Annotated in this window: 14 protein-coding genes and 1 tRNA gene; all 15 read left to right on the top strand. The window is 67.2% G+C overall.

Annotation, left to right across the window (positions count from 1 at the left end; genetic code table 11):
* The first annotated feature begins 42 nt into the window (after positions 1-42).
* The 15 genes from ACFJIX_RS25840 (at position 43) to ACFJIX_RS25770 (ending at position 13330) form a co-directional block, all read left to right on the top strand.
* On the top strand, positions 43-576 hold the full coding sequence (locus tag ACFJIX_RS25840; protein ID WP_067273486.1) for a Fe-S cluster assembly transcription factor: 534 nt from the start codon (positions 43-45) through the stop codon (positions 574-576).
* A gap of 55 nt (positions 577-631) precedes the next feature.
* Positions 632-1852, top strand: a complete 1221-nt coding sequence (locus ACFJIX_RS25835; RefSeq protein WP_377155470.1) for an IscS subfamily cysteine desulfurase — start codon at positions 632-634, stop codon at positions 1850-1852.
* Positions 1853-1923: 71 nt separating this feature from the next.
* Complete coding sequence (gene iscU / locus ACFJIX_RS25830; protein WP_377155469.1) at positions 1924-2340, top strand: Fe-S cluster assembly scaffold IscU; 417 nt, start codon at positions 1924-1926, stop codon at positions 2338-2340.
* A gap of 8 nt (positions 2341-2348) precedes the next feature.
* Positions 2349-2672, top strand: a complete 324-nt coding sequence (iscA, locus tag ACFJIX_RS25825) for an iron-sulfur cluster assembly protein IscA (RefSeq protein WP_377155468.1) — start codon at positions 2349-2351, stop codon at positions 2670-2672.
* An 84-nt stretch (positions 2673-2756) separates the two neighbouring features.
* Positions 2757-3278, top strand: coding sequence for a Fe-S protein assembly co-chaperone HscB (gene hscB, locus ACFJIX_RS25820; protein WP_377155467.1), 522 nt, complete (start codon positions 2757-2759; stop codon positions 3276-3278).
* A 55-nt stretch (positions 3279-3333) separates the two neighbouring features.
* Positions 3334-5202, top strand: coding sequence for a Fe-S protein assembly chaperone HscA (hscA, locus tag ACFJIX_RS25815; RefSeq protein WP_377155466.1), 1869 nt, complete (start codon positions 3334-3336; stop codon positions 5200-5202).
* A 58-nt stretch (positions 5203-5260) separates the two neighbouring features.
* Positions 5261-5599 (top strand): ISC system 2Fe-2S type ferredoxin, encoded by a 339-nt coding sequence (gene fdx / locus ACFJIX_RS25810; protein ID WP_067273474.1) that lies wholly within the window; start codon positions 5261-5263, stop codon positions 5597-5599.
* Between the two features lie 12 nt (positions 5600-5611).
* Positions 5612-6670, top strand: coding sequence for a tRNA (adenosine(37)-N6)-threonylcarbamoyltransferase complex transferase subunit TsaD (tsaD, locus tag ACFJIX_RS25805; protein WP_377155465.1), 1059 nt, complete (start codon positions 5612-5614; stop codon positions 6668-6670).
* Positions 6670-8001 (top strand): branched-chain amino acid ABC transporter substrate-binding protein, encoded by a 1332-nt coding sequence (locus tag ACFJIX_RS25800; RefSeq protein WP_377155464.1) that lies wholly within the window; start codon positions 6670-6672, stop codon positions 7999-8001. Before tsaD ends, ACFJIX_RS25800 begins: the two co-directional genes overlap by 1 nt.
* 187 nt (positions 8002-8188) lie before the next feature.
* Entirely contained in the window at positions 8189-8458 is a 270-nt protein-coding gene (rpsO, locus tag ACFJIX_RS25795) for a 30S ribosomal protein S15 (RefSeq protein WP_067273461.1), read from the top strand.
* A gap of 283 nt (positions 8459-8741) precedes the next feature.
* Entirely contained in the window at positions 8742-10880 is a 2139-nt protein-coding gene (gene pnp / locus ACFJIX_RS25790; RefSeq protein ID WP_377155463.1) for a polyribonucleotide nucleotidyltransferase, read from the top strand.
* Between the two features lie 28 nt (positions 10881-10908).
* A complete protein-coding gene (locus tag ACFJIX_RS25785; protein ID WP_377155462.1) occupies positions 10909-11895 on the top strand; it encodes an NAD(P)H-quinone oxidoreductase in 987 nt (328 codons plus the stop codon).
* A gap of 48 nt (positions 11896-11943) precedes the next feature.
* Entirely contained in the window at positions 11944-12684 is a 741-nt protein-coding gene (gene tpiA / locus ACFJIX_RS25780; protein WP_377155461.1) for a triose-phosphate isomerase, read from the top strand.
* Positions 12685-12718: 34 nt separating this feature from the next.
* Complete coding sequence (gene secG / locus ACFJIX_RS25775) at positions 12719-13111, top strand: preprotein translocase subunit SecG (RefSeq protein WP_377155460.1); 393 nt, start codon at positions 12719-12721, stop codon at positions 13109-13111.
* A 134-nt stretch (positions 13112-13245) separates the two neighbouring features.
* Positions 13246-13330 (top strand) — tRNA-Leu (locus ACFJIX_RS25770).
* The last annotated feature ends 136 nt before the right edge of the window (positions 13331-13466 follow it).

Here is a 13466-nt window from a genome sequence, read left to right as displayed (position 1 = left end):
TCCATGTCCTGTAGCCCGACAAGGGCGCCAAGGAGAAGTTCGATGCGTCTCACCACCAAAGGTCGTTTTGCCGTCACCGCGATGATCGATCTGGCCCTGCGCGAAAACGGCGGGCCCGTCGCGCTGGCGGCGATCAGCCAGCGCCAGCAGATCTCGTTGTCCTATCTCGAACAGCTGTTCGGCAAGCTCCGCCGCCACCAGCTGGTCGAATCCACCCGCGGTCCTGGCGGCGGTTATTCGCTGGGCCGCCGCTCCGATGAGATCACCGTCGCCGACATCATCGTCGCCGTTGACGAACCCATTGACGCGACCGGTTGTGGTGGCAAGGAAAACTGCATGGGCGACGACACCGGCCGCTGCATCACGCACGACCTGTGGACGGCGCTGAACAACAAGATGATCGAGTACCTCGACTCGGTCACGCTGCGCAAGCTCGTCGACGACCAGCTCGCCAAGGGCGTCACCGTCGAGGAAGCGCCGATCAAGCGCGCCATCTCGAGCACTCCCGTCGTCAAGCCCATCCGCATCACCGCGCCGAATTCCGTGTTCGCGCTCGGCAATGCCATGAGCAAGTGATCCCGGCCCTCCGGTCCACGTCAACCATTCAGTAGTCGATAAGAAGAACGTTCCCATGGACATGACCCCGCACTTCCCCATCTACATGGACTACGGCGCCACCACGCCGGTGGACCCGCGCGTCGTCGACGCGATGATTCCGTGGCTGCGCGAGCACTTCGGCAATCCGGCGTCGCGCAGTCACGCGTGGGGCTGGGAGGCGGAAGAAGCCGTGGAGAAGGCGCGCGTCGAAGTCGCGAAGCTGATCGGCGCGGACCCGCGCGAGATCGTCTGGACCTCCGGCGCGACCGAGTCGAACAACCTCGCCATCAAGGGCGCGGCGAACTTCTACCAGTCGCGCGGCAAGCACCTGATCACGATCAAGACCGAGCACAAGGCCGTGCTCGACACGACGCGTGAGCTGGAGCGCCAGGGCTTCGAGGTCACCTACCTCGACGTCCAGGAAGACGGCCTGATCGACCTCGACGTGCTGAAGGCGGCCATCCGCCCGGACACGATCCTGATCTCGGTGATGTTCGTGAACAACGAGATCGGCGTGATCCAGGACATCCCGACCATCGGCGCGCTGTGCCGCGAGAAGGGCATCGTCTTCCATGTCGACGCCGCGCAGGCCACCGGCAAGGTCGAGATCGACCTGACCACGCTGCCCGTCGACCTGATGAGCCTGGCTTCGCACAAGTCCTACGGCCCCAAGGGCATCGGCGCGTTGTACGTGCGTCGCAAGCCGCGCGTGCGCCTGGAAGCGCAGATGCATGGCGGCGGTCATGAGCGCGGCCTGCGTTCGGGCACGCTGCCGACGCATCAGATCGTCGGCATGGGCGAAGCCTTCCGCATCGCCCGCGAGGAAATGGCCACCGAGCTGCCCCGCATCAAGGCGCTGCAGCAGCGCCTGCTGGACGGCCTGAAGGACATCGAGCAGGTGTTCATCAACGGCGACCTGACCCGCCGCGTGCCCCACAACGTCAACGCCTCGTTCAACTACGTCGAGGGCGAGTCGCTGATCATGGGCATCAAGGGCATCGCCGTGTCGTCGGGCTCGGCCTGCACGTCGGCAAGCCTGGAACCCAGCTACGTGCTGCGCGCGCTGGGCCGCAGCGACGAACTGGCGCACTCCTCGCTGCGCATGACGATCGGCCGTTTCACGACCGAAGAGGAAATCGATTACGCCGTCTCGCTGCTGAAGGACCGGGTCGCCAAGCTGCGCGAACTGTCCCCGCTGTGGGACATGTTCAAGGAAGGCGTCGATATCAGCAGCATCCAATGGGCCGCGCATTGAGCGCCCCTCATTGATAGCGGCGGATTGATCGCCATCTGATCATTACGAACAAGGTTGTTGGAGAACACGACATGGCATACAGCGACAAGGTCATCGACCACTACGAAAATCCCCGCAACGTGGGCGGCTTCGACAAGGGCGACGAATCCGTCGGCACCGGCATGGTCGGCGCGCCGGCCTGCGGCGACGTGATGAAGCTCCAGATCAAGGTCAATCCCGCGACCGGCCTGATCGAGGACGCGAAGTTCAAGACCTACGGCTGCGGCTCGGCGATCGCGTCGAGCTCGCTGGTCACCGAGTGGGTCAAGGGCAAGACGCTGGACCAGGCGCTGTCCATCAAGAACAACCAGATCGCGGAAGAACTGGCCCTGCCGCCGGTGAAGATCCACTGCTCGATCCTGGCCGAGGACGCCATCAAGGCCGCCGTGGACGACTACCGTGCCAAGCACGGTTCGAACGCCGAGGCGGGCGCCACCGCCACCGCCTGAGGTCAGCGATGTCCGTCACCCTGACCGAAGCCGCCGCCCGGCACGTCACGCGCTACATCGCCAAGCGCGGCCGTGGCGTGGGCGTGCGCCTGGGCGTGAAGACCACCGGCTGCTCGGGCCTGGCCTACAAGCTGGAGTACGCGGACGAGGTGACCCCCGAGGACGTGATCTTCGAGGGCCATGGCGTGAAGGTGCTGATCGACCCGAAGAGCCTGCCGTACCTGGACGGCACCGAGCTGGACTTCGTCCGCGAGGGCCTGAACGAGGGCTTCAAGTTCCGCAACCCTCGCGAAAAGGACCGCTGCGGCTGCGGCGAGTCTTTCCGCGTCTGAGTTCGCAAGCGAAGAGAGGCGCGGCCACGGTGCCGCGCTTTTTTGTTCGTGCGATTGATTCGGCTTCGCGCCGAGCGTGAGTTCATGAAACTCGACGACGACGACTTCATCCTGTTCGGCTTGCCGCAGCGCTTCGCGCAAGACGGCGCCGAGATCGCCGAGCGCTGGAAGGCGCTCGCGGCCAAGGTGCATCCGGACCGCTTCGCCGCCGACGGCGCGGCGTCGCAGCGTCTGGCGATGCAATGGGCGCTGCGCGTCAACGAGGCGCACCAGCGCCTGCGCGATCCGCTCAAGCGCGCTTCCTACCTTTGCGAACTGCGCGGCGCGCCGATCCAGGCCAACGAGAACACCCGCATGCCCGCGGCCTTCCTGATGGAGCAGATGGAGTGGCGCGAGTCGCTTGACGAGGCGAAGACGCCCGACGCGATCCTGGCCATCGACAAGCAGGTCGCGGACCGCGAACGGGCACTGCTGGCGCAGGCCGGCCGCCAGCTCGATGACGAGGACAACGCCGCCGGCGCCGCCGAATCGGTGCGCGCGCTGATGTTCCTGACGCGTTTCCGCTCGGACATCGACCATCGACTGGATGCGCTCGAGCCTTCCTGAACCCGGCATCCGATTCGACATTCGATTCGACCTTCGAAGAACAAGACAACACACCATGGCCCTGCTGCAAATCTCCGAACCCGGCGCGTCGCCCGATCCCCATCAGCGTCGCATCGCGGTGGGCATCGACCTCGGCACGACGCATTCGCTGGTGGCGGCGATGCGCCACGGCGTCGCCGAGTGCCTGCCGGACGAGCAGGGTCGCGTGATCCTGCCGTCGGCCGTGCGCGTGATGCCGGAAGGCCGCCGCCAGTTCGGTTACGAGGCGCTCGCCGCGCAGGCTGAGGATCCGGAGAACACCATCGTCTCGGTGAAGCGCTTCATGGGGCGCCGGCTCGACGACATCGCCAACCGCGACAAGCTCCCCTACCGCTTCGAGGACACGCCCGGCATGCTGAGCGTGGTCACCCGCGAGGGCCTGAAGTCGCCGGTCGAAATCAGCGCCGAGATCCTCGCCACGCTGCGCCAGCGCGCCGAGGACACGTTCAACGACGACCTGTTCGGTGCCGTCATCACGGTGCCCGCGTACTTCGACGACGCGCAGCGCCAGGCGACCAAGGATGCGGCCCAGTTGGCGGGCCTGAACGTGCTGCGTCTGATCAACGAGCCCACCGCCGCCGCGATCGCCTACGGGCTCGACAACGGCAGCGAAGGGCTCTACGCCGTCTACGACCTGGGTGGCGGCACCTTCGACATCTCGCTGCTGCGCCTGACGAAGGGCGTCTTCGAAGTGGTGGCCACCGGCGGCGACGCGCAACTTGGCGGCGACGACTTCGATCGCCTGCTGGCCGACTGGGCGCTGGCGCAGGCGGGCTTGAGCGTCAGCAGCGCGGCGGACAAGCGCCGCGTACTCGTCGCCGCGCGTGAGGCCAAGGAAGCGTTGACCGATCACGAGCGCGTGACGCTGAGCGCCGCGCTGGATGCCGGCGCGCTGAGCGTCGAGGTCTCGCGCGGTCAGTTCGACGAGCTGGCCCAGCCGCTGGTCAACAAGACACTGCTGGCCGTGCGACGCGTGCTGCGCGACGCCAAGGTCACCGCGGATGAGGTTCAGGGCACGGTGATGGTCGGCGGCTCGACGCGCATGCCGATCGTGCGTCGCGTCGTCGGCGAGCTGTTCGGTCGCGAGGTCCTGACCAATCTGAATCCCGACGAGGTCGTTGCGCTCGGCGCCTCCGTGCAGGCCAACCAGTTGGCCGGCAACAGCGCCGATGGCGAGATCCTGCTGCTGGACGTGATCCCACTGTCGCTGGGTCTGGAGACGATGGGCGGCCTGGTCGAACGCATCATCGAGCGCAATGCCACGATCCCCGTGGCGAAGGCGCAGGACTTCACCACCTTCAAGGACGGCCAGACCGCGCTGGCGGTGCACGTGCTGCAGGGCGAGCGCGAACTGGTGAGCGAGTGCCGCTCGCTGGCGCGCTTCGAGTTGCGCGGCATTCCTCCGATGGTCGCCGGCGCCGCCCGCATCCGCGTGACCTTCCAGGTCGACGCTGACGGCCTGCTGAGCGTCTCCGCGCGCGAGCTGGGCTCGGGCGTCGAGGCGGCGGTGCAGGTCAAGCCGAGCTACGGGCTCTCCGACGACCAGATCGCGACGATGTTGCGCGAGGGCTTCGCGAGTGCCGAGGGCGACATGGTCGCCCGCAAGCTGCGCGAGGCGCGCGTCGAGGCCGAGCGGATGATCCTCGCGACCCAGTCCGCGCTGCGCGCCGACGGCGACCTGCTCAGCGACGCCGAGCGCGCCGAGATCGCCGCGCTGCAGACGGACCTGCTCGCCAAGGCGCAGGCCGACGACGCGGTCGCGAACGCCGATGCGATCGATGCCGCCGTCGAGGCGCTGGCCAAGGGCACCGAGGCCTTCGCCGCCGCGCGCATGAACCGCGGCATCCAGCAGGCCCTGACCGGCCGCAGCATCGATCAGGTCTGACCGCAAGCCGACGCCCAGCCGGACAAGCTCAGCTCGCCAGCCTCAAGGATACCTCCCCATGCCTGTCATCAAGATCCTTCCCCATCCCGAATACGCGCCCGAGGGCAAGTCGATCGAGGCCCCCTCGGGCACGACGATCTGCGAGGCGATGCTCGACAACCACATCGACATCGAACACGCCTGCGACCAGGTCTGTGCCTGCACGACCTGCCACGTGATCGTGCGCGAGGGCTTCGCGTCCCTGTCCGAGATGGAGGAGAACGAGGAAGACATGCTGGACCGCGCCTGGGGTCTGGAGCCCAACTCGCGCCTGTCCTGCCAGGCCATCCTGTCCAACAAGGACGTGACGGTCGAGATCCCCAAGTACTCGATCAACCACGCCAAAGAGAACCATTGAGCGTCTGAGCCCATGCGCGTCCTCGGCATCGAATCCTCTTGCGACGAAACCGGCGTGGCGCTGGTCGACGCGTCCGGCGATGGCGTGCCGACGCTGCTCGCCCATGCGCTGCACAGCCAGATCACGATGCACCAGGCCTACGGCGGCGTCGTGCCCGAGCTGGCCTCGCGTGACCATATCCGCCGTGTGCTGCCGTTGACGCGCGAAGTTCTTGCGAGCGCCGGCCTGTCGCTGGCGGATGTCGACGTCGTCGCGTACACGCAAGGTCCCGGCCTGGCTGGCGCGCTGCTGGTCGGTGCGGGCGTTGCCGCCTCGCTGGGCGTCGCGCTTGATCGGCCGGTGATGGGCATCCATCACCTCGAAGGGCACCTGCTGTCGCCGTTCCTCTCGGCGGACCCGCCGGAGTTCCCGTTCGTCGCGCTGCTGGTGTCCGGGGGGCACACGCAACTGATGCGCGTCGACGACGTCGGCAGCTACGAGCTGCTCGGCGAGACCATCGACGACGCCGCCGGGGAAGCCTTCGACAAGTCGGCCAAGCTGCTCGGGCTGCCGTATCCCGGTGGTCCCCATCTGTCGAAGCTGGCGGAGCAGGGGAATCCGGAAGCCTTCGCGCTGCCGCGCCCGCTCATGCACAGTGGCAAGCCGGACTTCAGCTTTGCCGGCTTGAAGACGGCGGTGCTGACGCAAGTCCGCAAGCTCGAGGCGCAGCCCGGCGGCATCACCGAGTCGCAGCGGGCCGATCTCGCGGCCTCGACGCAGGCCGCCATCGTGGAGGTGCTGGTCAAGAAGGCGTTGCTGGCGCTGAAGGAAACCGGCCTGAAGCGTCTGGTCGTGGCAGGCGGCGTCGGCGCGAACAGGCGCTTGCGAGAGCAGCTGGATGCAGCCTGCGAGAAGCGCCGCGTGCGCGTCCACTATCCCGAGCTGCACCTGTGCACGGACAACGGCGCCATGATCGCCCTCGCGGCCGGACTGCGTCTGCAGCGCGACATGGCGAACCTGACGCGCGATGGTGGCTTCGAGGTCAAGCCGCGCTGGGACCTGTCGCAGCTCGCCAGCCCGGCGCAGCTGTGATGCGCTGGACGAGGAGGGCGGCGGTCGCGCTGACCGCTGCGACGGCTGTCGCTTCCGCGCTTGCCGCAGGTGTCGTGCTCGCTCAAGTCGCCCCGGCCGCCGCCGTCCCGCCTGTCCCGGTGACGCCTGCCGCTCCGATCCGGCTCGCCTTGATCGAGGGGCTCTCCGGTCCGCTCGGCAACGGCGGCGAGGCTGTCTTCCGCAATCTCATCTGGGCGACCGAGCGCGTCAACGCGCGTGGCGGCGTGAAGCTGCCGGGCGGCGCGCGCCGTCTGGAGATCGTCCGCTTCGACAGCAAGGGCTCCGTCGAGGAGTCGCTGTCGATGCTGCGCGCGGCGACGGACCAGGGCATCCCGGTGGTCCTCCAGGGCAACAGCTCGGCCGTTGCGAGCGCGCTGATCGGCGCGCTCGACAAGCACAACACCCGTGAGCCCGACCGCCGCGCGTTGTTCCTCAACTATGCGGCCGTCGACCCTGCGCTGACCGGTGCGCAGTGCAGCTTCTGGCACTTCCGTTTTGACGCCCATACCGACATGCGGCTGGCCGCGCTGGTCGAGGTGATCGCCCAGGATCGGAATCTCAAGCGGCTCTACCTGATCGGGCAGGACTACAGCTTCGGCCAACACCTGCGAGAGCAGGCGAGGGCGATGCTGGCGCAGCGTCGTCCGGACCTGCAGATCGTCGGCGATGAACTCCACCCGCTCGGCCGCGTGAAGGACTTTCTTCCGTACGCGACGAAGATCCGCGCCAGTGGCGCCCAGGCCGTGCTCACCGGCAACTGGGGCAACGACCTGACGCTGCTGATCAAGGCGGCCAAGGACATCGGCCTCGATGCACGCTTCTACACGTTCTACGGCAACGCGCTGGGGGTGCCCGGCGTGCTGGGCGAGGCGGGCGTCGACCGCGTGCTGGCGGTGGCGGAGTGGCATCCGAACGTCGGCACCGTGGACTCGGAGCGCTTCTATGCGACCTTCCGCCAGCGCTTCCCGAAGCCGGAGCACGACTACCTCCATGCGCGCATGCAGCTGATGGTCGAGATGCTGGCCGCTGCGATGGAGAAGGCCGGCAGCACCGATCCGAAGGCGGTCGCGCTGGCGCTGGAAGGTTTGAGGCTCGATGGTCGGCCGCTCGGCGTGGCTCACCAGGGCTGGATGCGGCCGTCGGATCACCAGCTCCAGCAGCCGCTCTACGTCAGCGTCATGCGCCGTGCCGGCGAAGCCGGCACGGCCCACGACAACGAGGGGTCCGGCTACGGCTTCCGCACGCTGCGCTTCCTCGATGCGGCGCAGGCGGAGCAGCCTTCCAGCTGCCGGATGAAGCGGCCCTACTGAAAGGTATGGTTTGCGGCTATACTCCCCGGCTGTCCTGTCAGGTTCATCCTGGCGACGGCAATCAGCACGACACGGGTCGGTTTCACCTGTGATCGCAAGTCCAACCTCGGAAACCGTCTGCGCACCTGACGCCTTCACTGGCCATGCCGGCGGACCTTCCGAATCATTCCGGAACAAGGAACGCATCATGTCCAGCTTCGACCAAAACAAGGCCGAGATCGTCAAGGCCAACGCGCGCAGCGCCAACGACACCGGCTCGCCGGAAGTGCAAGTCGCCCTGCTGACCGCGCGCATCAACGAGCTGACCCCCCACTTCAAGCTGCACGCCAAGGACCACCACGGCCGCCGCGGCCTGCTGAAGATGGTCAACGCGCGCAAGAGCCTGCTGTCCTACCTGAAGAAGAAGGACGCCGACCGCTACACCGCCCTGATCCAGAAGCTGGGTCTGCGCAAGTAATCGGCGCATGAAAGCAAAGAGCCTGATTGGTCTGACTCCAACAGGCTCTTTGTCGTTTCTGCGTGCCGTCGGCCGGAGTGTTCCGGCAGGCGGCCCGACCGGTCCGCGGACCGGTCGGACAACGGAGTTGAACTGACGTGGCGCCGATGTGTCATTCCAAAGCGTTTGCCGGTGGCAGCCGGACAAGCAGCCGCTCTGGAATGGCATCCCGCCAAACCCAGTTTCACTCCCGGTCTCTGTGCCGCACCGCAAGCGGCGCATCCCTGAACTGAGGAGAACTCGAATGAGCATGTTCAACAAGGTCGTGAAGACCTTCCAATGGGGCCAACATCAAGTCGTGATGGAGACCGGCGAAATCGCCCGTCAGTCCTCCGGCGCCGTGCTGGTGAACATCGAGGACACCGTGGTGCTGGCGACCGTCGTCGCCAAGTCCTCCCCGAAGGCCGGCCAGGACTTCTTCCCGCTGACCGTCGACTACATCGAGAAGACCTACGCCGCCGGCAAGATCCCCGGCAGCTTCTTCAAGCGTGAAGGCCGCCCGAGCGAGCTCGAGACCCTGACCTCGCGCCTGATCGACCGCCCGATCCGCCCGCTGTTCCCGGAAGGCTTCTTCAACGAAGTCCAGGTCGTCGTCCACACGGTGTCGCTGAACCCTGAAGTCCAGGCCGACATCGCCGCCCTGATCGCCACCAGCGCCGCGCTGGCCATCTCCGGCATCCCGTTCAACGGCCCGATTGGCGCCGCCCGCGTGGGCTACGTCAACGGCGAGTACGTGCTGAACCCGGGCAAGACCCAGCTGATCGACTCCAAGCTGGACCTGGTCGTCGCCGGCACCGAAGCCGCCGTGCTGATGGTCGAGTCCGAAGCCGACCAGCTGAGCGAAGACATCATGCTGGGCGCCGTGACCTTCGGTCACGACCAGGGCAAGGTCGCCATCGCCGCGATCAACGAACTGGTCCGCGACGCCGGCAAGCCGTCGTGGAACTGGGTCGCCCCGGCCAAGGACGAGGCCTTCATCGCCAAGGTCACCGCCCTGGCTGAGGAAGACCTGCGCGCCGCCTACCAGATCCGTTCGAAGCAGGCCCGTACCGAGGCCTGCCGCAGCGCCTACTCGAAGGTCAAGGCCGCCCTGACCGCCGAAGGCACCGCCTTCGACGGCGTCGAAGTCGACGGCCTGCTGTTCGAGATCGAAGCCCGCATCGTCCGCGGCCAGATCCTGGCCGGCGAACCGCGCATCGACGGCCGCGATACCCGCACCGTCCGCGCCATCGAGATCCGCAACGGCGTGCTGCCGCGCGCCCACGGTTCGTCGTTGTTCACCCGCGGCGAAACGCAGGCGCTGGTTGCCGCGACGCTGGGCACCGACCGCGACGCGCAGACCATCGACGCGCTGGCCGGCGAGTACTCCGAGCGCTTCATGCTGCACTACAACATGCCCCCGTTCGCCACCGGCGAAACCGGTCGCGTGGGCAGCCCCAAGCGCCGCGAAATCGGCCACGGCCGTCTGGCCAAGCGCGCGCTCGTCGCCGTGCTGCCGACCAAGGAAGACTTCCCGTACTCGATCCGCGTGGTCTCGGAAATCACCGAGTCCAACGGCTCCTCGTCGATGGCTTCGGTCTGCGGCGGCTGCCTGTCGCTGCTGGACGCCGGCGTGCCGCTGAAGGCGCACGTCGCCGGCATCGCGATGGGTCTGATCAAGGACGCCAACCGCTTCGCCGTGCTGACCGACATCCTGGGCGATGAAGATCACCTGGGCGACATGGACTTCAAGGTGGCCGGCACGACCTCGGGCATCACCGCGCTGCAGATGGACATCAAGATCCAGGGCATCACCAAGGAAATCATGCAGGTCGCCCTGGCGCAAGCCAAGGAAGCCCGCCTGCACATCCTGGAAGCCATGGTCGGCGCTCAAGGCACGGCCAACGCCGAGATCTCGCAGTTCGCGCCCCGCCTGTACACGATGAAGATCAATCCGGAGAAGATCCGTGACGTGATCGGCAAGGGCGGCGCGACCATCCGCGCGCTGACCGAAGAGACCGGCACGCAGATCGACATCGGCGAAGACGGCACGATCACGATCGCGTCGACCGACGGCGCCAAGGCCGAGATCGCCAAGAAGCGCATCGCCGAGATCACCGCGGAAGCCGAGATCGGCAAGGTCTACGAAGGTGCGGTCACCAAGATCCTGGACTTCGGCGCGCTGGTCAACATCCTGCCCGGCAAGGACGGCCTGCTGCACATCAGCCAGATCGCGCATCAGCGCGTCGAGAAGGTCACCGACTTCCTGAGCGAAGGTCAGATCGTCAAGGTCAAGGTGCTCGAGACCGACGAGAAGGGCCGCATCAAGCTGTCGATGAAGGCGCTGCTGGACCGCGATGCGGCCCCGGCCGCTCCGTTCCACGGCGAAGGCTCGGCCGAGTAATCGGCGAAGCGGCCCGGCAGCTCACGTCATGAAGGCCATCGCCATCACCCAGCCCGGCGGACCGGAGGTCCTGCAGCTGATCGAGCGCGCCGCCCCCGTCGCCGGGGCTGGCGAGTGCCTGATCCGCGTGCAGGCTTACGGCATCAACCGTCCGGACGTGCTGCAGCGCAAGGGTGCCTATCCGGCGCCGGCTGGTGCCAGCGATCTTCCAGGACTGGAAGTCGCGGGCACGGTCGAGTCGGGGGATGCCCAGGCGCTGGCCGCCGCCGGCCTCCAGGTCGGCGACGCGGTCTGCGCGCTGGTGGCGGGTGGTGGTTATGCCGAGCTCTGCGTGGCGCCGGTGGCCCAGTGCCTGCCGGTGCCGAAGGGCTGGAGCATGGTCGAGGCGGCGAGCCTGCCGGAGACCTTCTTCACCGTCTGGAGCAACGTCTTCGAGCGTGCCCGCCTGCAGCCTGGCGAAAGCCTGCTGGTCCACGGCGGCAGCAGCGGCATCGGCGTGACGGCGATCCAGTTGGCGAAGGCGCTGGGCTCGACGGTGCTGGTCACCGTCGGCAACGCGGACAAGGCGAAGGCCTGCCTGGCGCTCGGCGCCGACGTCGCGATCAACTATCGCGACCAGGACTTCGTCGAGGAAGTGAAGACGGCGACGGACGGTCGCGGCGTCGACGTGATCCTGGACATGGTGGCCGGCAGCTATGTCGCCCGCAACGTGCAGTGCCTGGCCGACGACGGCCGTGCCGTGATCATCGCGGTGCAGGGCGGCGTGAAGGCGGAGTTCGATGCGGGTCAGGTCTTGCGCCGCCGTCTGACGATCACTGGCTCCACGCTGCGTCCGCGTCCGATCGCCTTCAAGGCCGGCATCGCTCGCGCGCTGCGCGAGCGCGTATGGCCGCTGCTCGAGTCGCGGGCGATCTCGCCGGTGATCTTCAAGCAGTTGCCCGCGTCGGAAGCCGCCGCGGCGCATGCGCTGATGGAGTCGGGCGAGCACGTCGGCAAGATCGTGCTGAGCTGGTGAGCGGTCCGCTCATCCGCAGGATTTTTCGGATTCAAGGGAGTTGATCTGATGCGCAAGAAACTGGTGGTCGGCAACTGGAAGATGCACGGCACCCGTGCGTCCAACGCCGTGCTGCTGGCGGGCCTGAAGGAAGCGGGTCCGTGGAACGCCCAGGTCGCCGTGTGCGTGCCGTTCCCGTACATCACGGACACGGCGCTGGCGCTGACCGGCACGCAGGTCGCCTACGGCTCGCAGGACGTGTCCACGCACGAGCAGGGCGCCTACACCGGCGAGGTGTCGTCGGCCATGCTCGCGGATCTGGGTTGCCGCTACGCGATCGTCGGCCACTCGGAGCGCCGCGCGTACCACGCCGAGAGCGACCAGCTGGTGGCCGACAAGGCCAAGGCCGCGCTGGCGCACGGCGTCACGCCCATCGTCTGCGTCGGCGAAACGCTGGCCGAGCGCGAGGCGGGCCGCACCGAGGAAGTCGTCAAGCGCCAGCTCGCGGCGGTCATCCACACGCTGACGCACTGCATCGGCGAGATCGTGGTGGCCTACGAGCCGGTGTGGGCGATCGGCACCGGCCTGACGGCCACGCCGGAGCAGGCCCAGCAGGTCCACGCGCTGCTGCGCCAGCAACTGCGCGCGGCCACGCAGAAGGCCGATCAGATGCAGATCCTGTACGGCGGCAGCGTCAAGCCCGACAACGCCCCCCAACTGTTTGCGCAGCCGGACATCGACGGCGGCCTCATCGGAGGCGCCGCGCTGAAGGCGGCCGATTTCGCGGCGATCTGCCGCGCTGCCGGCTGATGCCCGGCGTTCAAGGTTCCTGGAGAAAATAGCAATGCAAGTGATGATGAATCTGGTGCTGGTGCTGCAACTGCTCGCAGCGCTGGCGATGATCGGCCTGGTGCTGGTGCAGCACGGCAAGGGCGCCGACATGGGTGCGTCGTTCGGCAGCGGTGCCTCGGGCTCGCTGTTCGGCGCCACCGGCAGCGCGAACTTCCTGTCGCGCTCGACGGCCGTTGCGGCGACCATCTTCTTCGTGTCGACGCTGGCGCTGGCCTACATGGGCAGCCATCGCGACGGCGGCATCGGTTCCGGTCCGTCGGCGGGCGAGCAACTGCTCGAACGCGCCGCCGTGCCGTCCGCGCCGGCCTCGGCCGCGGTGCTGCCTGGCGCGTCGATCGCTCCGCAAGCGGCGCCGTCGGCTGCTGCATCCGGCGCCTCGAACTGACAGAGGTGGGCGGCAAGCGCAAGCACCTCGACAAAATTGCTTTGGTTTCCTTTTGGGGCTCAGAAAGCACTATAGAATTCGAGGCTGTCTGAAACGCGAGCCGTCAAGACAAGGTCACTGAAAGGTGACGACAAGCCGACGTGGTGAAATTGGTAGACACGCTATCTTGAGGGGGTAGTGGCGAAAGCTGTGCGAGTTCGAGTCTCGCCGTCGGCACCAGAATAAATCGGCCTGCCATGGTCTTCGCGATCTAGCCGGAAAGCCGGATCGAAGGTGATCAAGCAGGTCGTAGGACTCAGGAAATCCCAGCGCACATCCCGTGTGCGAATTTCCGGAGGACAAGGCGGGCGCGGTC

Origin of the sequence: Roseateles sp. UC29_93 (assembly GCF_042695725.1) — a bacterium.
GTDB classification, from domain to species: Bacteria; Pseudomonadota; Gammaproteobacteria; order Burkholderiales; family Burkholderiaceae_C; genus Roseateles; species Roseateles noduli_A.
The sequence above is the reverse complement of the archived record's forward strand: the minus strand, read 5'-3'. Positions and strand labels throughout refer to the sequence as shown.